We start from the raw sequence: 20,405 nt of genomic DNA on the forward strand, positions 1-20,405 counted from the left end.
ATTTGTGGACATTGAGGCCTGATCTGATACATCAGGCTTTTTTATTGCCTTGAATAATTTGAAGCGGGTATTTTCCCCCGTTCTCCTTATTACTCCCCTCGTCGACCACGATTGACCGCATCCGCTCATTTCGTCGAATTCGCTCAAGCCCTAAACTGACGATATGCCATTCACCAACTATGGCTTTTTCAAAGAGGATTGCTGCTTGTCTATTCATCTCTATTCCGTAATAAGCGGAAATATCACGAAGTTTGTCCATAATTTCTGGATCATGTTTTGTTCTGAGGTCTTCTTTTTCAAGGCTCATTTTTATATCCTTAACCAACTATAACTTTATTTTTCAAAGGATTATTCCCTTTGGCTAAATCCAGTATTTGATACTCACGGGCTAATGGAATTTTTTCTTCAGGCCATTGGCTGATCGCTTGGGTGCTAATGCTTAATTTGCAGGCTAATTCAGTGATATTGCATTTCAACAAGGCTAACGCCTCAGTCTTGGTCATCTATTTCACTCATAAGGTAACTTTACTTACCTTTATTTAAGCACATAAAACTTACCTTATCAAATGGTAAGATTACTTACGAACGGAAATGGCATTCAACTATGGAAACGTTAGGTACCCGATTAAAAAGCTTGAGGAAGTCTAAAAAACTAACTCAACAACAAATTGCTGATGCAATTGGAGTTTCTAAGACATCTGTAATTTATTGGGAAAAGGATGAAAATCTACCTAAGCACGATAGTTTAATGGCATTAGCCCAAATTTTAGGGGTTAACTCTGCCTATCTTTTACAGGGTAAAGAAAGCAATTTTTTAAATAAAAACGTTACATCCCCTTTCCCAGTAGCGGGTCGTTTAGTACCGGTTATTTCTTGGATACAAGCAGGAACCTGGACTAGAGCAGATTCAGTTCCAATGGACACCCAATTTAAGGAATGGTTACCTCCAAACCCTAAATGTGGCAAAAATGGTTATGGTTTAATTGTAGTTGGGGAATCTATGTCTCCAGACTTTAGACCAAGTGACAAAATATATGTAAATCCTGACTTTCAAATAAGTGATTTAAAAACAGGTGATTTGGTTATCGTTGCATGCGATGGAGAAACGGAAGCAACTTTCAAGAAATTGATAGTAGAAAGCAACGGTATGTATTTAGAACCCTTGAACCCTAAATGGCATGAAAAAATCATACCTCTCCGAGAAGGCTGTAAGTTGGTTGGTAAAGTCGTTGGGTTATATAGGGATGTTTAAGTTAAAAAGAGGGGCTTATGTCCGAAACTATTAGAATTGCCGAACTTGCAACAAAAATTTCCGATGAACTATTCTCATTTTTTAGATGGTCTACATGTAGCGAAAATGATTTAGATTTTAAATGTAATACTCCGACTTTACATTTCCATAACACAACAGAAGAAAGTAGTAAAACCCATCCTACAGATGTCGTTTTCTATTATCATGATCCATATCTAAATAAAAAGATTTACTTTAATACCGACCTAAAAAGCTATGCTGAGAATACTATTAAATATGATGAAGTAAAAGCTTGGTTGATTTCACTAATAAAAGGGACTGAGTGTGCGAAAGGTAGTGTTGAATGGAAACAAAGATACGATATAAGGGGGGCAACAGAAATACGCGGGCTCTTGTTTGTATATAATCATGATGGTCTTTTTAAAAAGTCAATTTATGATTTTATTCATGATTTGCCGAATCCCAAAATAAAAGAAGGACAATCTCGAAATAAAGGGTTTTATTTAAAAGACTTGAATATACCTAAAAATATGAAGTTACATATGATTGATCCCCTATTAATTGATTATATGTTAACTATTAAGCATGATATAGCAACACTTAAATCTGTAGATAAAATTCCACATCCGAACAAACTTAACTTTTTTTATCCAAATAAACAACTATATAAACCTGCACTCGCTCCTAGCGAAAGGCCGGCTACTATTGAAATGCTATCAGGGCCTTTCCTGATTATCACTTATGAGGAGTTTAAATATATTTCTGAAGATGACGATAGTACTCAATTCGGCCAAAGAGGAAACATTATTTATTATAAGGGTAAAGGTGAAACTCCTGAAGAATTTATGTTCTTGATTGAGTCATTAATGTTGTTTGATCTTATCAATGAAAATGTTAAAACAAGAATTCGTTTATATGCTAAGGATTTACATTCAACTGCAATTGATAATTTTAGGTCTGCAATTGATAGATATTCTAGGACTTGGGGTTATAGTAAAAGTATGCAAGAAATCATTCGTTCTATTGAAATAAATTCCATTCCATTGATGCAAAAGCTTTTCTGCAATAAATCTATCAGTCGTTCAGAATCGCAGGATTAATTATTATGAATAATTCTTTTAAAGTACCAAATGATCACAATATCTATAGTGCATTAAATACTGGAAAGGTTTCAGACTCAGCATTAACTGAACTTTTTTTAAGTAGAGGTATATTAATTTCTCCTAAAACTGATAAAGAACAAAGGGCATTTTACTTTTCAAGTTTTATACATGGCTTTAAAGATTATGAACTAATCTCTTCTCAACATGCCAAAGGGTCAAGAACTGAATTCACAACTTCTGCAAAAGTAGAAGGAGATATTGAGTTTAGTAATGTATTAGCCGCTTGTGAAGCGTTTGAAGAAACAGTAGATAAGTTATATCAAAACACACAAATTACACAGATTGATGTTGAAACACTTAATGAACATAAAATAAATTTAAAAGTTAATTATCAGAGGTTTCACCCAGATAAACAAATGTTCTCTCAATTTGAGCCTAAAGTTGCAGTTATAGAAATTAATGTTACTGATGATAAACTTTATATTGAATCACCTTCAACACCCGAAGCATATGAATGGCTTGACTTACTAATTACTTCAGTAAGCCAAGAAGATGAGAAATCAAAAGTTAATTTAATAGATCTAACATACCTAACAGATCCAGATGAGTATTGGAACTTTTTCAATAATTTAACATCTAATTTACCAGGATATGAGCGTGTAGATGTATTGGAAGTTGTGCTAAAAAAACCAAAGGTTGCTGATGACAGCGATGATAGTGATGAAGAGGAATCTGCACTAACTTATCGAATAGATAGCGCCTCTTATAAAGGGAAACAACTACACCGCGCAGAAGAATTTAAATTAAAAATTTCTGAAGGTTTTCAATTAAATAAATTCTCTTGGGATTGTAAAGAAAAAGGCAATATCAATTCTGATATATTTAAATTATGCGTAAAATTGAATGATTCAAAAAATAAAAAGATATTATCCTTTATTTCTAAAGGATTCGTTAAATATAATATTGAAAAAGGTGAACATCTTAAGAACTCTCAATCACTTCCTCGATCAGTTGAGAAAAAATTTAATAAAATTATATTTGAAGCTGCTCTAAGCCTATTAAATCCCCCTACTGCTAGCTTAATAAATAAAACGGATGACTCAGCATGATCAAAATATTTATACAAGAGTTTTCTCTAAGAGATATTTCATTTGGCTCTTTTCTTGAGCTGTTTTTGTCAAAAAATAGCATAAGATCAAAAGAAGATGAAGCAATCTTAAAGATTGATTATGATGACTACAAACTGAATGGAACTTTTTTTCAAAAGATTCTTCTTAAGGAGCCAACAAACAACCCGTATGACGATATAGGTTATGTTGAGTTTGAATATTTTATTAAACAAAATTTCTTTTTCATTAAAAATAATGATAAGAACTTTTTAGTTATTATCAATCCAAATAAATTTACAAAAAACTTCTACAACTATTTAGATAGTCTCACAGGTCTTCATTTGATTTTTAAAGATAAAAAAATAAATTTAAATAAATTAATAGATGAAAATTTAAAAAATTTCAAACATAAAATTATTAAGGCCAAATTTAATTCTGTGGTTTTATCAGAAAGCTCAAAAGCAACTATTGAGATAGCATCATCTCAAAATGCTATTAATGATTTTACAAATACTTTTGGTAATACTTATTATGAAATTAATAAAGTTAAAATAATTTTATCAGATAAAAAGTATACTGAATTGGATTTGGATATTTCAAAAACAGGATTAATTCAAACCTCAAAATTAAACAGCATTAATGAAAATGAAATTATTAATATAATAAATCTTCTTTATTAAAGGTATATAATATCTTTAATAAAGTTTGCTTTAATAATTACTAACCGTAACTATGCCAATTTAATTTTAGCGGTTGTTTCAAATAACATAAGCGCTTAACTAAGAGGGTAATAATTTATTGTTATAAGATTAGATATAAAAACTTTTAACTAAATATAAAATAGACAACTTATTAGAATATAAGCTCATTATTTTGATTAATTTTAAAATAATAACCCCTAAAATGTTACCTTATTTTTAACTCTTTCTAATTAAAGTCTCCTCCTATATTCATATTTGAACAATACTTTATATGTACAACACAACAACCCCAAAAGGTAAGTTTATTCACCATACCTATTGACTATTTTGGTAAGTTAACTTACCTTTGTATTCAAGACAACAAAAAGCCCCGAAAAATCTTGGCGGACTCGACGGGGCTTTGCATTACTGCGAGACAAGTATGAAACAAAAGCCTATACATAGTCAAACGTCCCAACGTTTACACCAGCACCCTACTGCTGCTGATCTTCAGGTTAGTACATTAGAAATCATCAAAGCCAATCTAAAAGATGCACTGAAGCTCTTCCCTATTATTTTAGCTGTTTTCCTACTCTGGCTAGTCCTTACTGCTGTCGTTTACGGCATTTTTGGAGGATAAGCCCATGGGGCAATTACATTCAGCTTCTAGCCTAAAAACCAAACCATTTGACGGCTCATTATCGAACAAAATACAACCGACAAGCTATGACGCACATCGACTTGAAAGCTCTGTAAATACTGGGGTTTCAACATCATATAAACATGGTAAGACCAGTAATATGGAGCCTGTCATGCAAAAGAAACGCTATACCACACCATTCGCAGAATTCATCTGTAAAGACGTGAATGGCTACTACAACGTACGCCTTGGCCCAAAAATTTATCTGGTCAAAGTATCGTTAAATTACACCCCTGATTTTGATACGGAATTCTTCGGTGGCATTCAGGCTGCTGCTTTTGACTGGCACTCTATCCTCATCAAGGAAACGCCAGATAGCGAGCCTCGCCCGATCAATGAAGAAGAATTATCTGTGTACTGGCTAAAAGGTAATATCAAGAAGCTCGTAAATTACCAACGTGCCATTCAACGCCGTGCCAAAAGCCAAACTCCACGCTATAGCAAAGAACAACGTATTGATTACCGTAACGCGCAGTACAACGGTGCCTAAGGAGATTTAAGATGAATGCAGCAGTGAATCAACAAATGGCATCGGCAACTACACTTGATGCCTTACAACTGATCCAGCTTGAGTTAAAAGCACCAAAGAGCAAATACAACAGTTTCGGTAAATTCCATTACCGTAGCCTTGAAGATATCCTCGAAGGTGTAAAGCCACTCTTGCAAAAATACGGCGCTACCCTTGTGGTGACTGATGAAGTACAAGAGATCGGCCCGGTTGTGGTGATCACGGCCAAAGCAGTCTTTACCGATTCCCAAGGCAAACAAACCATGACGACTGCGCATGCTGGTGTCGAGATTAATAAAAAAGGAATGGATGTGGCCCAGACTTTTGGCTCATCCAGTTCCTATGCACGTAAATATGCATTGAATGGCCTGTTCCTGATTGATGATACTCAAGATGCTGATACGGATGCTTTCCATCAACAGACCAATGCACCTGCCCGGAACAACCAGCAGAATGCCCCTGCTCAAAACCAGCAGCGCAATCAGAACCAGCCACCGGCTCAGCAACAACGACAGCCGCAGCCACAAAACCAGATGCCCCCTGCAAATCCAGCTCAACAACTGACTCAGGATTTTCAGCAGGCCTTAAACGCGATCCATCATGCGGATAAAGAAGCAGATCTGGGCTCGATCTATAAACAGTTTAAGGGCACCCGCTATGAAGCCCAGATTGTGCAGGCCTGCAAGGCAAAAAAGGACATGGAGGGTTGGAGTGCGTAAAAACCTACATCTTTAAGTATGTGGCCAAGCTTCACGGCAAAGGCAGCTTACGAGGACGTGTAGAGGCCACGACAGCTCTCCAGGCAAAACAACAGGTCCTGCAAGGTAATGAAATGATCAAGGATGTCTCAGTCTCCTTGTTAACCAATCAGAAGGCTGCCCGCACGCAGTCTTTTGAAAAGTTAAATAATTAAAAGTTTTTGCAGGTGGGAATATGAAGAATTTCAGAAATCCTATTAGACCTAAAATTTAAAAACACACTTCTAAACAATAGAACATTCTTGGCAATGTTCTCCAGAAGCGATCGTATTGTTGACCCATGCGGTTGTTTCTGGAGAACATTGCATAACAGGTAGAAGCATGAGCATTATGCAAAAATATATAATTGTTGTTGAATCAGAAAAACCACCAAGAGTGTGTTTGCAGGATGTGATACCACAAGTGGGTAAAGTTTTAGAATTGAAATCTGAGCAGTTGCCTCATCGAGTTGATACCAAGTGGGTGATGGAGCGGTATGAGATGGCTCGAACCACAGTAATTGAATTCTTAAAACCATTCAATAAAGGTTCGGGTGGCAAGTATTCTTATGACCCTTTAGAGATTATCCCAGTGTTGGATAATCGCGATAAAATAAAACGCGGTGCAAAGAGAAAAAACTAAGCCCCTAGTAAGGGGCTTTTCTTTTATGCAGCATTTAACATTTTGGCAATCTCAGATGCACTTGGATTGTAATAAGTATTCACCAGTACATTAATCGTTTTATGACCTGTAATTTTAGCGAGGATCTCAACAGGGATTTTCTGAATATTTACCAAACGTGTAATAGCTTCATGGCGCGTATCATGGAAAGTAATAACCCCATTCAAACCCACTTTGGCTAAATTCCTTTGCCAGATAAGTCGAAACGAATTGCAGTTATGTTTTAACAGCTTCCCTTTTCTACCCTTTAACAGATCCAGCAATTTACGTCCACGTGTTGTTAAGGGCACATCCCGTGCACTTCCATTTTTGGTATCTGGTAAATGCACATAGTCACCATAATCATGGATGTCATGAATACCAAGGATCTCACCCCTACGCATAGAGGATTCCATGGCAAACAAAAATGCCCATGCGACCTCTTGAGCTGGTGTAATCGGCTCTTTTTCTTCATTGTAGTTATCTAAACCAGCCAGAATGATTTTTACATGTTCATCAGTGATTCGTTGATTTCGTGGCGGTGGTAGAGATGGCTTCTTGATGACTTGAACGGGGTTATTTTTTAATAAGAATAATTCACTAACAGCATATGTGAATACAGCTGAACATAAACTTAGTTCTCGGCTGACCGTACTTGATTTAACAACCTTTAAGCGACGATCTCTAAGGGCAACCATATCTTGTGGAGTAATATCGTAAATTGAAGTATTTGCTAGATGGCCACAATAATAGTTGAGACGTTTAAGATAGTTCTTTATGTATGAGCTGCTTTTTTTATGTTTCCCTACATTTTCGTAATACTGGGTGAATAGTTCGGAAAAAGGGATATCTGGTTGTTCGAGTTTTTTTAATTCTTCTTGATATTGTAGCTGGAGTTCCATCAGTCGACGTGCTGCCCAATCTGTACACTCTTTAGCGGTGTCTCTTGTAGCTGCGTCACGGAGATGTTTGTATTTTACTTGGATGCGATAAGAATTACCGCGCTTGACTGGCTTTTGCATATTAACCTCTTAATATTTGTGCTTAAATCAAGCGCAACAAAGAGGAACGAAAAAGTTCGCCCGTTGGCGCCCGATCCGAGAGCCATACTTCAGCATTAGATGCTAAAAATGGCGCCCAAAAGCGGAATATAAAGTAGTTTTTATGCCTTTTTTGAACTTTTTGAAGGTTCAAATTTGACCCGAAGGACAATAAAAACAAGGCCGAATTCGTTAAAATTCGGCCCTAAAACGCTGAAAAACAACAGCTTTTATCTTGGTAGGTATATCCAGACTCGAACTGGAGACCTCTACGATGTCAACGTAGCGCTCTAACCAACTGAGCTATACACCTAGAATGAGAAGCATGATATTCATTTTTTTGTCGCTTCACAAGTTTTTTTGCGACTGTTTGATGACAATCGCACAGTCTTTAAGCAACCGTTTAAATTCTTGGATATTGAGCTGGTCGTTTTGCTCTAAAAATACGATTTTTTGATATAACACAGACACTTGTTCGAATGGCATCTGGTCCTCAACCAACACAGCGATACGTTTTAGCCAGCTTTGAAAGGTTTCCGCTGGATATTTATGCAAATGCTGGGGTAACTGTTTCTCAAATTGAATAATCAAGCGTTGATATTGTTCTTGCTTGCCTCGTTGTCCCCACCAGTACCAGCCACCGTAGAGCAACAAAATACTGCCTATACCAACGACTAAAATAATCACATAGCCATAGCTTGAATCCAGACCTAATCGGGATAACCAGTTTTTCTGCTTTTCTGCATCATAACCGACCACTTTGCTTTGCCATTGATAGCTGAGATAGTCACTCCAGATGCGCATATTTTTGAGGAATTTAAACTGCTGTAAACGCCAAGCTTGCGTTTGCCCTTCGCCCCAGACATTTTGGTCTTGCGCCAGATAATCTTGCATACCGGTATCAATTCGTTGTGGTGCAATCATGGCGGTAGGATCAACTCTTTGCCATTTCCCATCCAGATAAACTTCACTCCATGCATGTGCATCCAGCTGGCGGACTTCCCAACTTTGTCCGTCTGGTGCCCATTGTCCACCTTGATATCCTGTTACTACGCGTGCGGGAATTCCCACATAACGCATCATCATCACAAAGCTCGAGGCATAATGTTCACAAAAACCTTTGCGACGAGAAAACAGGAATTGATCAATCCGGTCTCCACTCAAAGTGCCCGGCGTTAATGTGTAACTAAAGCCATTTTTTCTGTACCAGGACAGTACCGATTGTAGGTATTTTTCAGGCTGTCTCTGGTTCTGTTCAAATAACGCCTGCGCCAGTTGCTGTGCTTTTCTATCTCGCCCCTGATCAAATCGAGTATTCAATTCAAGTTGACGCGGTGATAAGTAAACCGGTTGCATTGCGGTCTGTCCTAACCAAAGCAGGTGTATCGGTTGATTGCGTTTAACCAGTGTGGAAGGACGAATACTATCGTCTTGATACAGCTGTAAATAACGCTCTTGGGGAATCGAATATTCCAGTCCCATGATCCAGTTGGCCTGCTCATCGGCAGGTAAATATTGATAGCTCACACGGCGTGTGGAGACAGGAATACGCTTGAGCTGCTGATTATCAAAACTACTGCTCCATGTGCTGCCATCATATTGGTCTAGAACCAGTGCCCGCCAATATAGCTCTGGCCGTCCGGGAAAATCAGACATCGATGCAATGACACGGAAAGCCAAAGCAGAAGATTGAGATAGTTGTGCAATATCTCCCGGTGACATCCTGTCACTGATGCCTGTGGTTGCGTGGTTCTGTTGAATGGGAATCGCCCACAGCGGTGGTAACCGCGGAAAGAACATAAACAGCAGAATAAAGAATGGTGTGGCAATCCCCACAAACTTCAGGATTTGCCTTATATCTTGTTTTAACTGATTACTGGTCTGATTCTTCTGTTTAAATAAATCAGTTTGAATCCGATAGAGGCCCATGAGGCACATCAGCAATGCCCCAAACACGATCATTGCCATCCAGAATGCCTGGCTATATAACAGTAAGCTGGCACAGACAAATAGGGCAAAGTTAAAGACAATTAGTAAATCGCGGGTATTTTTGGACTCCAGACTCTTGGCAAATAAACAGGTGGTTAGAAATGCAACCCCCGCCTCTACGCCGAGTAAACTTTGGTACTGAATATAAATCAACGCAACCGACACTAAGGTAAATGCCACCAAAAGCAGTTTAGGCATTGGCGTAATTTTTTGTTTGTGATAGCGCCATACCAAAGTTAGCCAGACAATGCCCCACAACCCACTGAGTGTGACTGGAATAAAGCTCACTTGACCGATCAGGATCAATCCTAGGGCAGCTAAAACACAAAAATAGATGGCTTGGGTCATATTTAAGCCTGCGCAAGTAAAAGTCTGGCTTTGATTAATTGGCTTTGGCCTTGTCCACTTTCCAGTCTGGCGTGCGGCAAAATCACAGCATAGTCATTCCCGGATTGTTCACATTGTTCAATCAACCCCATCATCAAGCTTAACTTCTGTTCATGGCCCAGCGCTGGAATGTGCTGATAATCGATGTCTAGATGTTGATGACTGGTCTGCGCTTCAAACATCTTGATTAAAAAACCCTGCCCACGTGCAACCTGCTTCCATGCTACATTCTGATAAGAATCCCCATACTGGAAAGTTCTGAGCTCTTTAAATTCATCCAGACTGTCCTGCGCCGGATTCGGCTGAAGTTTATGTTCTTTTTGCCAGTCAGTGGCCTTTGGTGCGATCCAGACCTCTTGTTGTGGATATAGATAGGTCCATGCACGGACCAACCCTAAAGGATAGGTCGCATAAATTTTCAAGGCATCCAGTTCATATCTACCACGTTGTTCCGGTAAAACGGCTAGCTCCAGACATTGCTGAGTCTGGTCCAGATACAGGAAATGTTCTTGTTCTTGCCAATTTAGACGCAAATATCGAACTGTTTGGGCGGATTGTTTTAATAAAATTTTCAAGATCAACGGCTGATCTACTTGCCCCACCTTTGCAGCGACCAGTTCAATCTGCAAACCATGCAACTGCTTAAAGGTCAGATAAAAGCTGATACAAAGAATGGCACTAATTAAAAAGCAAAAACCGAGAATCAGGTTATTGGCATAGTTAATGCCTGCAATAAATGTAATGACAATCAGCACCAGATATAAAAAACCTTGCTTATAAATAAACACCAGTACATCTTTCTGCAATAAGATTTTGCTGCCTTCGACCTGAAAGCGCTTTGCAATCCATTGTTGTAGCTGTCGCTTGAGTCCATTTTGCATAGGTCAATCTCAACTATAAGACATCAACTGATTGCAAAATCTGCCCAACTTCAAGCTCACTCAGACTTAAGCGATGTGCGACCACCGCAACAAAAACAGCTTGTACATCGTCTGTCATTACAAAACCACGCCCCTCAACCAAGGCATAGGCTTGTGCCGCAGCCTTCAACGCCAATACCCCACGTGTGGACAGTCCATGACGTAAATTCCGAGTTTCAGCAGCCAGATCCAGAATATAATTCAGTACTGCCTCGCTAAGGAAAACCTGCTTTGCCAGCTCCCGTAAATGTAAAATATCAGCTTGATTAAATACAGCATCCAGTTGATGGATCAATACCTGTCGTGAACGCTGTTGTAATAACAACTTTTCCGCTTGTCGAGAAGGATAGCCCAGTGATAACCGCATCAAGAAACGGTCGAGTTGTGATTCAGGTAATGCATAGGTGCCACTTTGAAATAACGGATTTTGTGTGGCGAGGACCCAGAACGGTTGCGGCAATTCATAATGCACGCCATCGACGGTGACCGCCCCTTCTTCCATTGCTTCCAGTAGTGCACTTTGAGTTTTGGGACTACAGCGGTTAATTTCATCTGCCAACAAAATCTGGGTAAAAACTGGCCCCTGCTTGAATTCGAACAGATGTTCTTTCTGGTTAAAGATATTGATGCCAATCACATCACTGGCCAACATGTCGTTGGTGAATTGAATGCGCTGAAAATGTAATCCTGCCAGACGCGCCAAAGCACTGGCCAATGTGGTTTTACCTAGCCCAGGTAAATCTTCGAATAACACATGACCACCCGCTAGCAAGCAGGTCAGCGCCAATCTGGTTTGTTGCGGTTTATCTAAAATCAGTTGGTTTACTTCAAATAAGAATTGCTCAATCTTCTGGGCAAAGCTTTGAATATCTTGTTCTAATGCCTGATTCTGCTTGGTTTTCTCTTGAGCTGATGACTTTTCCATGCCCCACATTATTCTATCCCCCAAAATAAAACAGTGTATGTTCAACATACACTGTTTTGGTTTTTTTTCAAAGAAATCAAATAATTTCTAGCAAGGACACTTCTTCATATTGCCACCCGCCGAAGGATAACGTGCATCGATACAATGACGATAAAACGTCTTGGCATCCATCGGGGTTAAATCTGGATGATGTGCTTTCATATGCGCTAGATAAGTTTCATAATCAGGCACACCGACCATCAACCGGAAACTCTGCTGCAAACGTTGCCATAAAACAGCGATACGCGACCAATTCTTCGGTGACAAGAGTAAATGTTTTTGCGACATGATGGTGAATTTAATAATCTTCACAATCACTGCACTGCCTTGCCGGGCAATTTTAAAATCCATCGTTACTCTCCTTTGATGCTATTCGCAGTCATCGGTGTGTCTGAATAAACGGCTGGTGCTTCATTTACGGTTGGTGTTGGACTTGCCAAAGCACGGCGTACAATGCCAATTGACGCAATCACCATCACAATCGCAACAATCATAAAGAAGCCACAAAGTGCCGCATTGATCTGATTTGACATCACAATGGTCTGCATTTCAGCAACGGTTTTGGCTGGTGCCAATACTTCACCACGTGCAATCGCATCCGAGAAACGATTGGCTTGTGCAAGGAAACCAATCTTCGGATTTTCATGGAAAATCTTTTGCCAGCCTGCGGTCATAGAGGTAATGAACAAGAAAATCGTTGGGACAATCGTCACCCAAACATATTTCTCTTTCTTCATTTTGAATAAAATGACGGTACCTAAAATCAGTGCCATCGAGGCAAGAATCTGGTTACCAATACCAAACAGTGGCCACAACGAGTTAATCCCGCCGAGTGGATCAACCACCCCTTGGTAAACAAAGAAACCCCAACCTGCGACCGCGACAAAGGTTCCGACCATATTGCCGAAGAATGAACTTGATTGCTTGATCGCCGGAACCACAATCCCCACGGTATCCTGCACCATGAAACGACATGCACGCGTTCCTGCATCTACCGCAGTCAGAATGAATAAGGCTTCAAACAGAATCGCAAAGTGATACCAGAATGCCATCATTGAGCGGTTATTGAAAATCTCTGAAATGATATGCGCCATACCAATTGCAAATGTCGGTGCGCCACCGGTACGAGACAAGATTGAACTCTCACCCACTTCCTGCGCCAGTAAGGTCAACATTTCTGGACTAACTACAAAGCCAAGATGACGCACCGCTTCCGCTGCGGTCTCTACCGAGGTCCCTAAAACTGCTGCTGGCGCGTTAATGGCAAAATAAATACCCGGATCAAGTACTGTCGCACAGATCATGGCCATGATGCCGACGAATGATTCCATCAACATACCGCCATAACCGATCATACGAATATTGACTTCATTATCGACCAGTTTAGGCGTTGTCCCTGAAGCAACCAGGGCATGGAAACCTGAAATTGCACCGCAGGCAATGGTGATAAACAGGAAAGGAAATAAACTACCCGCAAATACAGGGCCTGTACCATCGACAAAATGCGTGACTGCTGGCATTTTCAGGTCAGGCATCGCAAAGATAATCCCGATCGCCAAACCTGCAATTACACCAATTTTCAAGAAAGTTGATAAATAATCACGTGGGGCTAACAACAGCCAGACCGGTAATACCGAAGCGATAAAACCATAAATAATCAGTGCCCATGTCAATTGGGTGCCACTGAGGGTAAATAACTGTCCCCAATAGGGATCTTTCGCCACATCACCCCCGTAGACAATCGCCGCCATCATCAGCACAAAACCGATAATCGATACCTCAGCAATTTTCCCTGGGCGTATATACCGCATGTAGATACCCATGAATAATGCAATCGGAATCGTCGCAGCGATACTGAACACCCCCCACGGGCTATGCGCCAGTGCTTTAACCACCACCAGTGCCAGTACGGCCAGAATAATGATCATCACGCCAAGCGTACCCAGCATCACAATCACACCCGCAAAAGTGCCAAGCTCCTGTTTCGCCATTTCTCCCAAAGAACGGCCATCGCGTCGTGTAGAGATAAATAGCACCAGAAAATCCTGGACGGCACCGGCAAGAACAACCCCGACCAATAGCCAGATCGTCCCGGGTAAATAACCCATTTGTGCGGCAAGAATCGGCCCGACCAAAGGCCCTGCACCTGCAATGGCTGCGAAGTGATGTCCAAATAAAACAAATTTATTGGTCGGAACATAATCCAGACCATCGGCAAGGCGATGCGCTGGGGTTAACCGTCTCGGATTTAATTCAAAAACTTTGTTTGCAATAAATAAACTGTAGAACCGATATGCAATGCTATATACACAGACCGCAGCAAGAACCAACCAGACTGCATTGACATGCTCACCACGACTAACCGCCAATATCCCAAATGAAATTGCCCCGACAATGGCAACCAAACTCCATAGGAGCTTTGAGGAAAGTGTTGACTTTGCTTGTGTTGTCTCCATTCAAAACCTCTCAATTACATAACGCGTGGTTAGGGTCTGTTGACATTTCACAGATGCGTGCGACAAAGGACATTTTTAGAGGACACAAAGCATGTCTTATGCAATTTAGCTATTCTAAATAATGAGCAGCGATTACAGCTGTACAAGATAATGCAATGGCAGTAAAAAATGTCAGCAAACCCTCTTAGCTTTCCCTTTCTATATTTTCTGTAGAAGAAATATCTTTGTAAGTTTACCTTCTGACTACAATTATTTATCTAATACTTTGGCATAAAAAAAGGGATGATTGTTCATCATCCCCTTCGATAATTGTATATCTTGCGTAGCTCAGCTACACAGGCACAATTATGCACGCTCTAGGTAGTCACCAGTACGGGTATCTACACGAACACTTTCTTCTTGCTGTACGAATAATGGAACACGTACCACAGCACCTGTTTCAAGTTTCGCAGGCTTACCGCCACCGCCAGAAGTATCACCACGTACACCTGGATCAGTTTCAACGATTTTGAGTACAACGAAGTTCGGTGGGCTTACGGTTAAAGGTACGCCATTGAACAACATAATGGTACATTTTTCATTTGAATCGTCTTTTAACCATTTCGCAGCATCACCCATTGCGGTTTTATCAGCAGCGATTTGCTCGAAAGATACAGGATCCATGAAGTTCCACATTTCACCATCGTTGTAGAGGTAGTCCATTTCAACTTCTACAATATCAGCTGCTTCTAAAGAATCACCTGATTTGAATGTTTTTTCTAATACTTTACCAGAGCGAAGGTTACGTAATTTCACACGGTTAAATGCTTGACCTTTACCTGGTTTTACATATTCATTTTCCATGATTGAACATGGGTTGCCATCAAGCATAACCTTAAGGCCTGCTTTAAAATCATTTGTAGAATAATAGGCCATGAAAGGCGCACTCCAAACTTAAAACTCAAATCTATTAATGTTAGACTACACGCACTGGTGTAACACTAACACTATTTTTAACGTATGGCATGATAAACTATTTACATCAAGAGCAAAACTGGCAATCACAACTCAGTGACCTAATTACTGATCCTTTAGAGCTGTTAAATCTGCTTGAGTTATCTACCGACCAACTATTATCAGGGGCAATCTTGGCCTCTGAACAGTTTAAATTGCGCGTCCCGCGTGCATTCGTCGGAAAAATGAGCATTGGCGATCCGCTTGACCCCCTGTTGCTTCAAGTCTTGCCACATCATCTGGAACTGGAAGAACATCCTGAGTTCGTGACCGATCCGCTTGGTGAGGAAGCCGCCAATCAAATGGCCGGGGTTCTGCATAAATATCAATCACGTTTTTTACTCACGCTGACGGGTGCCTGTGCCATCCACTGTCGCTATTGTTTTCGTCGCCATTTTCCTTATCAGGAAAACCTGCCTAAAAATGACGACTGGATCAATATCAAAGCCTATATTGAACAAAATCCACAGATCAATGAAGTGATTTTAAGTGGTGGCGATCCACTGACATTAAGTAACCGAAAAATTGCGTTGTGGCTAGAACGTCTAGCATCTCTCCCTCAGCTCAAGATATTGAGAATTCATTCACGCGTTCCAATTGTGATCCCCAACCGTATTGATGATGAGCTGATTTCTATATTAAAAAACAGTAGGCTACGCATTGTAGTAGTGGTACACTCAAATCACGCAGCTGAGCTTGATGATTTCACCTGCTCGAAGTTATTACAGTTATCACTCCACCATATTACTGTGCTTAATCAGGCGGTTTTACTTAAAGGTGTGAATGATGCTGCGGAAACTTTAAATGCATTGAGTAGCCGTTTATTTGAAGCACGAGTAATGCCCTATTACCTTCATGTTTTAGATAAAGTCAAAGGGGCTCAGCATTTTGATTTAAGATCTTCAGAGATAGATCAAATATATACTGATGTATTAGCAAGTTTGCCAGGCTATCTGGTACCAAAACTTGTCAGGGAAATTGCGGGCGAAAAAAATAAAACACCGCTTTTTGGGGTTCAAACGTTCTGAGATTGATAACACAATGATGAATAATGCTTTTTCGGATATTTTTCAAATTCCAACTGTCTTGAGACGAGACAAACTCAGCTTTTGCGATACCAATTCGAAAAGTCTAAATGAATGGATTTCCAACTTGTCCATCATGCAGTTGGGCGATACCTCTAAAGCATTATTCGCTGCCTTACTTGAACTGAGTGAACTTGAGTGCCCTGAAACCTTGCGTTTCGATCTGGTGCAGGTGCTGCACCCCACTATTGAAAATGTGTTAGGAAGTCTGGAAAAGAACTTTTTCAATCAGGGCGTGATCAGTTCAGACCGTAATGAACACATTATTGAACTGGCCATGCTACTGCGTTGTTACTTCGCAGCAATCTATATCAATATTGTGCGTCGTAGTAACGATCAGCTCGATCAGCAGAAATTCTCCATCTTTGCGCTTAACCAAAAGAAAAATCTGCAAACCGCACGTACACTCGCCACCTTTCAGTCCTTGCAACAACTGACCCAACTGCTCTATCAACAACATATGTTGTATAGCGAACCTGTGGCGGGACAATGGCTCATTGCCCATCAGCTTTATGATGCCGCCGTAACCCATAAATATCAGCATACCAATCTGGATCAGATACAAGGTAAACCGAATGCCTTAAGTAATATCTCGCAAGCCTATGCGCAATTGATTTTGATGGATATTTTTAATACCAATCAAATCCGTCAATCCGAGATTCAGGCTTTATTCCAGTGTAGTTTTGACTGGGCAAAAATGGTTCAGATCCTGACCAAAGAAACAGACCTGACCAAATATGTGGTCGATACGACTAAAGATCATCCACCAATTTATAATAAAAAACAAAGCTCTGGCTTTAATCCCAATATTTTTATCAGCACCCATAGTCTACTGGACCATGTCACCGCGACCTTACATAAAAATGCAGAATATGTGTCCAAGAATGAGAAGATCTATTTAACCCCTGCATTGAAATTCCATGTGCAAACCATTCTTGGTACCACGGCAGAGCGCCGACATGAGCGTTATGAATATTCCGCTCAATTACATATCTGCTTTGGCTTACTTACGGCCCACTTCTATCTGTCTAAAGCCAAGAATTTTTCAGAAACCCTCTTATTAGACCACAGTTACGGTCTACAAAATGAATCAAAGTTTATGTCGGCATGGGACAAAAAAAGTTCAACCGACAATCAAGAATCGGCAATTCAACGTTTAAGCCGTGAAAGTAAAGCCGTTTACCAAGCCGATATATTAGATATTAGTGTGAACGGTTATCGTATTAAATGGTCTGGGGAGGCACCAAAGAACTTAAGAACAGGTGAATACATCTTAGTTAAAGAAACATCGCATGGGCATTGGCGTGGCGGTGTGATTCGTTGGCTCAAACAATCGACCGAGAAAAGTCTGGAACTCGGTTTGGAAGTACTGGCACAGGAAATCTTCCCTTGTGCGGTACGGGTTCAGGCAGATCGCCATATCAGCAATTATCATCCGACACTTTTATTAAAAAACCAGAATTTGGATGAAACCAAAACAACTTTAATTTTACCAGGTTCACAAATTTTTCGAGAACACCAGGCTGTTTATTTAAGATTGGGGAAAGAGGAAGTAAAAGTGTATTTATTAAACGCACAATTAATAACCCAGAGTTTTGTTCAATTTGATTTTGAACTGCTGAATGATGAGGAACAACCGATCCTTCAGCGATATATGGCACAAAAGAATATGGACACCATTGATCAAGATTTATGGGAAGCTTTAAAGTGAGAAATTCTTTACTCTCTAAAAAATTAAAACGCACTGAAACACGTTTATTGATTATTGATGACAACCAGCTTCGTTATAATCAGATTTCAGCTTTATTTACGGCTCAAGACCATCAAATTAAAGCCACTTTACTGGATGATCTGAAAACCTTCGAGAAACAGCTGAATTTACCATGGGATATTGTGATTTTTGGTCGGGCCTACGATTTAAAAATCGAACAGACCCTCTCCCTGATTCAAGCCTCATCACAACCTAGTTTGCCTGTTCTCCTGCTTGAACCTGAAGATTATAAAGCCGATCAATATCAGGCCTACATTCATAAAGGCATTTATGACATCCTGAATCTGAAATCACCAGAAAAATTCTATATCAGTATCATTCGTGCGCTTTCTTATAGTCGTTTGGTGCAAGCAGAACACCGTTTGCTGAATGAACTGGAAGCCGCACAAACGCAAGCACAATCACTGGTTGCAGAAAGCCATAAAGCGGTTGCCATTTTGCAGGAAGGTATTCACATGCATGTGAATGCCGAATACGCCAATCTATTTGGTTTTGCCAATCCAGAAGAATTAATTGGCTTGCCGATTCTGGATGTGTTGCAGCCAGAGGATTTAAGCCAGTTTAAACTGCGCTTTAAAAAGATTTCTCAAGGACAGTTTGAACAAGGCCGCTTTGAACTTCGTACACAAAACGCGACAGTGAAGCAGAATCCCCTTCAACTGGAATTCTTACCTTCAGGCAATGAAGATGAAATCCAGCTTAATATTGAATGTGGCACTTCATCTCAAGCGGCAGCCACACCTTCAACAGCCGCACCTGCCGAGAAAGCATCCAGTCTAAGTAGCGCTTTACAACACATTAATCGCCAGCTTAGCAATCATCCGGCCAATGCCAATGCGCTGGTTTTATTCAGCTTAAGCAATTGTCCGAGTGAAGTTTTCCAAACCGATTGGCGTGGCACTCGTGCATATTTTGCCAATATTCCTCACTTCATTAAAGAACAGGTGAATGTCCCGATCTGTCAGGTGGAACATGGTTTATATGTCTCGTTATTTCAGGCCGAATCAAAGAGTGTGCTTAATTCCCTGCTGATGGGTTTGAATGGCTTACAAAAACCGCAATTGGTAGTGACCGATCACTACACCTTCCCGCTGCATTTAAAATTAGGCTATTGCGAAATTAGCCAGCCTATTGCAGATGAAGTTCGTTTTGAACAGGTGTTAACCAAGGCTTTCCTAGTTCCTCTACCAGTGTTCAATAGTCCGAAAATTGACGCAGATATTGGCCTGACCACAGAACATATTCCTGTTGCTGTACAGTTAACCCTGTTACAAGAGCTGAAAAAGAAACTGGATGCGGGCGATATCCATCTAAAATATCAGCAGCTCTATGACAAACAGGATCAACATACCCATACTTATGAAGTATCCGGTGGGTTTATCTATAATAATCAGTGGCAGGATTTAAGTGATCTTGGCGACCTGAAAGATGATCCTGAATTATCGATTCAACTGGATCGCTGGATTCTTGTTGAAGCCTGCAAGCAGTTACACAACTTTATTACCCAATATCCAAAGGCGAAATTGATTGTAAACCTCAATCATCAGGTCTTGCTAAATGATAAAAAGCTACCAGAACTGGTGGCGAAACTATTAACCATTATTGGTAGTAAACAGGCTCATCCTTTAATTTTGCAGTTCTCTGAACAAGCACTACAACAAAACCTGTCGCAGGCACAGCCACAAATCGCGCTATTGCGTCAGCATGGTGCCGAGATTTCCATCCGTGGTTTTGGTGATTCGCTCTATAGCGATTCGATGTTGCAGCAAATCGATGTTCAGTATCTGAGCTTGCACAGCAAACTTACTCAAATGCTGAGTGCTGAAAAAGAAATGGCCGCTCTACAAGAGAAAATCTTGCACTTTATCGGGCAAAAACCTGTCGAAATTTTCTTAACCGAACTCAACGACATGAACCTGTTTGCCAATGCATGGAATGTCGAAGCACGCTTCTTGCAAGGCAATTATTTCCAGAAAAAACTGGACCGTCTTACTGACGTACAGGATCAATAAAAAATCCTCCCCAACCCTCCTTTTCAAAAGGAGGGTGAA

General features: G+C 40.2%; 20 protein-coding genes and 1 tRNA gene. 11 read left to right on the forward strand and 10 right to left on the reverse strand.

What is annotated here, in order from left to right; all coding sequences use genetic code 11:
- Nucleotides 1-31 precede the first annotated feature (31 nt).
- Nucleotides 32-307, reverse strand: a complete 276-nt coding sequence (locus JO943_RS09015) for a hypothetical protein (RefSeq protein ID WP_202740591.1) — start codon at nucleotides 305-307, stop codon at nucleotides 32-34.
- A 10-nt stretch (nucleotides 308-317) separates the two neighbouring features.
- Nucleotides 318-503: a hypothetical protein gene (locus tag JO943_RS09020; RefSeq protein ID WP_202740592.1), complete on the reverse strand. Its 186-nt coding sequence runs from the start codon at nucleotides 501-503 to the stop codon at nucleotides 318-320.
- Nucleotides 504-604: 101 nt separating this feature from the next.
- Between JO943_RS09020 and JO943_RS09025 the strand changes: the two genes are divergently transcribed.
- The 8 genes from JO943_RS09025 to JO943_RS09060 all read left to right on the forward strand — a co-directional run bounded on the left by JO943_RS09025 (nucleotide 605) and on the right by JO943_RS09060 (nucleotide 6,731).
- Nucleotides 605-1,252 (forward strand): LexA family protein, encoded by a 648-nt coding sequence (locus tag JO943_RS09025; protein ID WP_202740593.1) that lies wholly within the window; start codon nucleotides 605-607, stop codon nucleotides 1,250-1,252.
- Nucleotides 1,253-1,269: 17 nt separating this feature from the next.
- Nucleotides 1,270-2,352, forward strand: coding sequence for a hypothetical protein (locus JO943_RS09030; protein ID WP_202740594.1), 1,083 nt, complete (start codon nucleotides 1,270-1,272; stop codon nucleotides 2,350-2,352).
- A gap of 5 nt (nucleotides 2,353-2,357) precedes the next feature.
- The gene (locus JO943_RS09035; RefSeq protein ID WP_202740595.1) at nucleotides 2,358-3,464 is read left to right on the forward strand and encodes a hypothetical protein; all 1,107 of its coding nucleotides are present in this window, start codon (nucleotides 2,358-2,360) and stop codon (nucleotides 3,462-3,464) included.
- Entirely contained in the window at nucleotides 3,461-4,144 is a 684-nt protein-coding gene (locus JO943_RS09040) for a hypothetical protein (RefSeq protein ID WP_202740596.1), read from the forward strand. Before JO943_RS09035 ends, JO943_RS09040 begins: the two co-directional genes overlap by 4 nt.
- Before the next feature lie 442 nt (nucleotides 4,145-4,586).
- A complete protein-coding gene (locus JO943_RS09045; RefSeq protein ID WP_202740597.1) occupies nucleotides 4,587-4,784 on the forward strand; it encodes a hypothetical protein in 198 nt (65 codons plus the stop codon).
- 4 nt (nucleotides 4,785-4,788) lie between these two features.
- The gene (locus JO943_RS09050) at nucleotides 4,789-5,334 is read left to right on the forward strand and encodes a hypothetical protein (RefSeq protein ID WP_202740598.1); all 546 of its coding nucleotides are present in this window, start codon (nucleotides 4,789-4,791) and stop codon (nucleotides 5,332-5,334) included.
- A gap of 11 nt (nucleotides 5,335-5,345) precedes the next feature.
- Nucleotides 5,346-6,071 carry an ERF family protein gene (locus JO943_RS09055; RefSeq protein WP_202740599.1) on the forward strand — a complete coding sequence of 242 codons (726 nt, stop codon included), beginning with the start codon at nucleotides 5,346-5,348 and terminating at the stop codon, nucleotides 6,069-6,071.
- 360 nt (nucleotides 6,072-6,431) lie between these two features.
- Nucleotides 6,432-6,731, forward strand: coding sequence for a hypothetical protein (locus tag JO943_RS09060; RefSeq protein WP_202740600.1), 300 nt, complete (start codon nucleotides 6,432-6,434; stop codon nucleotides 6,729-6,731).
- A 23-nt stretch (nucleotides 6,732-6,754) separates the two neighbouring features.
- Here JO943_RS09060 and JO943_RS09065 read toward each other — a convergent pair whose 3' ends face one another.
- The 8 genes from JO943_RS09065 to efp form a co-directional block, all read right to left on the reverse strand.
- On the reverse strand, nucleotides 6,755-7,771 hold the full coding sequence (locus tag JO943_RS09065) for a tyrosine-type recombinase/integrase (protein WP_202740601.1): 1,017 nt from the start codon (nucleotides 7,769-7,771) through the stop codon (nucleotides 6,755-6,757).
- A 254-nt stretch (nucleotides 7,772-8,025) separates the two neighbouring features.
- Nucleotides 8,026-8,102, reverse strand: a tRNA-Val gene (locus tag JO943_RS09070).
- A 35-nt stretch (nucleotides 8,103-8,137) separates the two neighbouring features.
- On the reverse strand, nucleotides 8,138-10,126 hold the full coding sequence (locus JO943_RS09075) for a transglutaminaseTgpA domain-containing protein (protein WP_202740602.1): 1,989 nt from the start codon (nucleotides 10,124-10,126) through the stop codon (nucleotides 8,138-8,140).
- Nucleotides 10,127-10,128: 2 nt separating this feature from the next.
- Nucleotides 10,129-11,046: a DUF58 domain-containing protein gene (locus JO943_RS09080; protein ID WP_202740603.1), complete on the reverse strand. Its 918-nt coding sequence runs from the start codon at nucleotides 11,044-11,046 to the stop codon at nucleotides 10,129-10,131.
- 13 nt (nucleotides 11,047-11,059) lie between these two features.
- Nucleotides 11,060-12,019, reverse strand: a complete 960-nt coding sequence (locus JO943_RS09085) for an AAA family ATPase (protein WP_202740604.1) — start codon at nucleotides 12,017-12,019, stop codon at nucleotides 11,060-11,062.
- Between the two features lie 78 nt (nucleotides 12,020-12,097).
- Nucleotides 12,098-12,400: a YbdD/YjiX family protein gene (locus tag JO943_RS09090; protein WP_005231371.1), complete on the reverse strand. Its 303-nt coding sequence runs from the start codon at nucleotides 12,398-12,400 to the stop codon at nucleotides 12,098-12,100.
- A gap of 2 nt (nucleotides 12,401-12,402) precedes the next feature.
- Nucleotides 12,403-14,505: a carbon starvation CstA family protein gene (locus JO943_RS09095; protein ID WP_202740605.1), complete on the reverse strand. Its 2,103-nt coding sequence runs from the start codon at nucleotides 14,503-14,505 to the stop codon at nucleotides 12,403-12,405.
- A gap of 345 nt (nucleotides 14,506-14,850) precedes the next feature.
- Nucleotides 14,851-15,420: an elongation factor P gene (gene efp / locus JO943_RS09100; protein WP_004652839.1), complete on the reverse strand. Its 570-nt coding sequence runs from the start codon at nucleotides 15,418-15,420 to the stop codon at nucleotides 14,851-14,853.
- A gap of 89 nt (nucleotides 15,421-15,509) precedes the next feature.
- On the opposite strand from efp, the gene epmB reads away from it, so the two are divergent.
- Genes epmB through JO943_RS09115 form a run of 3 tightly spaced genes read left to right on the forward strand, consistent with a single transcriptional unit; the run spans nucleotide 15,510 to nucleotide 20,366 of the window.
- Nucleotides 15,510-16,526 carry an EF-P beta-lysylation protein EpmB gene (gene epmB, locus JO943_RS09105; RefSeq protein ID WP_199973587.1) on the forward strand — a complete coding sequence of 339 codons (1,017 nt, stop codon included), beginning with the start codon at nucleotides 15,510-15,512 and terminating at the stop codon, nucleotides 16,524-16,526.
- A gap of 13 nt (nucleotides 16,527-16,539) precedes the next feature.
- Nucleotides 16,540-18,294, forward strand: a complete 1,755-nt coding sequence (locus JO943_RS09110) for a hypothetical protein (RefSeq protein WP_005231375.1) — start codon at nucleotides 16,540-16,542, stop codon at nucleotides 18,292-18,294.
- A complete protein-coding gene (locus JO943_RS09115; protein WP_202740606.1) occupies nucleotides 18,276-20,366 on the forward strand; it encodes an EAL domain-containing protein in 2,091 nt (696 codons plus the stop codon). Before JO943_RS09110 ends, JO943_RS09115 begins: the two co-directional genes overlap by 19 nt.
- The last annotated feature ends 39 nt before the right edge of the window (nucleotides 20,367-20,405 follow it).

Origin of the sequence: Acinetobacter sp. 'aerobic (ED)', from assembly GCF_904886855.1 — a bacterium.
Lineage (GTDB): Bacteria > Pseudomonadota > Gammaproteobacteria > Pseudomonadales > Moraxellaceae > Acinetobacter > Acinetobacter courvalinii.

What these genes read in the sequence shown, in the direction of transcription:
- JO943_RS09020 (WP_202740592.1), bottom strand. Translation starts at nt 503, where the DNA reads ATGACCAAGACTGAGGCGTTAGCCTTGTTGAAATGCAATATCACTGAA.
- JO943_RS09025 (WP_202740593.1), top strand. Translation starts at nt 605, where the DNA reads ATGGAAACGTTAGGTACCCGATTAAAAAGCTTGAGGAAGTCTAAAAAA.
- JO943_RS09110 (WP_005231375.1), top strand. Translation starts at nt 16,540, where the DNA reads ATGATGAATAATGCTTTTTCGGATATTTTTCAAATTCCAACTGTCTTG.
- JO943_RS09035 (WP_202740595.1), top strand. Translation starts at nt 2,358, where the DNA reads ATGAATAATTCTTTTAAAGTACCAAATGATCACAATATCTATAGTGCA.
- JO943_RS09060 (WP_202740600.1), top strand. Translation starts at nt 6,432, where the DNA reads ATGAGCATTATGCAAAAATATATAATTGTTGTTGAATCAGAAAAACCA.
- JO943_RS09095 (WP_202740605.1), bottom strand. Translation starts at nt 14,505, where the DNA reads ATGGAGACAACACAAGCAAAGTCAACACTTTCCTCAAAGCTCCTATGG.
- JO943_RS09115 (WP_202740606.1), top strand. Translation starts at nt 18,276, where the DNA reads ATGGGAAGCTTTAAAGTGAGAAATTCTTTACTCTCTAAAAAATTAAAA.
- epmB (WP_199973587.1), top strand. Translation starts at nt 15,510, where the DNA reads ATGATAAACTATTTACATCAAGAGCAAAACTGGCAATCACAACTCAGT.
- JO943_RS09030 (WP_202740594.1), top strand. Translation starts at nt 1,270, where the DNA reads ATGTCCGAAACTATTAGAATTGCCGAACTTGCAACAAAAATTTCCGAT.
- JO943_RS09090 (WP_005231371.1), bottom strand. Translation starts at nt 12,400, where the DNA reads ATGGATTTTAAAATTGCCCGGCAAGGCAGTGCAGTGATTGTGAAGATT.
- JO943_RS09045 (WP_202740597.1), top strand. Translation starts at nt 4,587, where the DNA reads ATGAAACAAAAGCCTATACATAGTCAAACGTCCCAACGTTTACACCAG.
- JO943_RS09065 (WP_202740601.1), bottom strand. Translation starts at nt 7,771, where the DNA reads ATGCAAAAGCCAGTCAAGCGCGGTAATTCTTATCGCATCCAAGTAAAA.
- JO943_RS09055 (WP_202740599.1), top strand. Translation starts at nt 5,346, where the DNA reads ATGAATGCAGCAGTGAATCAACAAATGGCATCGGCAACTACACTTGAT.
- JO943_RS09015 (WP_202740591.1), bottom strand. Translation starts at nt 307, where the DNA reads ATGAGCCTTGAAAAAGAAGACCTCAGAACAAAACATGATCCAGAAATT.
- JO943_RS09085 (WP_202740604.1), bottom strand. Translation starts at nt 12,019, where the DNA reads ATGTGGGGCATGGAAAAGTCATCAGCTCAAGAGAAAACCAAGCAGAAT.
- JO943_RS09050 (WP_202740598.1), top strand. Translation starts at nt 4,789, where the DNA reads ATGGGGCAATTACATTCAGCTTCTAGCCTAAAAACCAAACCATTTGAC.
- JO943_RS09080 (WP_202740603.1), bottom strand. Translation starts at nt 11,046, where the DNA reads ATGCAAAATGGACTCAAGCGACAGCTACAACAATGGATTGCAAAGCGC.
- JO943_RS09075 (WP_202740602.1), bottom strand. Translation starts at nt 10,126, where the DNA reads ATGACCCAAGCCATCTATTTTTGTGTTTTAGCTGCCCTAGGATTGATC.
- JO943_RS09040 (WP_202740596.1), top strand. Translation starts at nt 3,461, where the DNA reads ATGATCAAAATATTTATACAAGAGTTTTCTCTAAGAGATATTTCATTT.
- efp (WP_004652839.1), bottom strand. Translation starts at nt 15,420, where the DNA reads ATGGCCTATTATTCTACAAATGATTTTAAAGCAGGCCTTAAGGTTATG.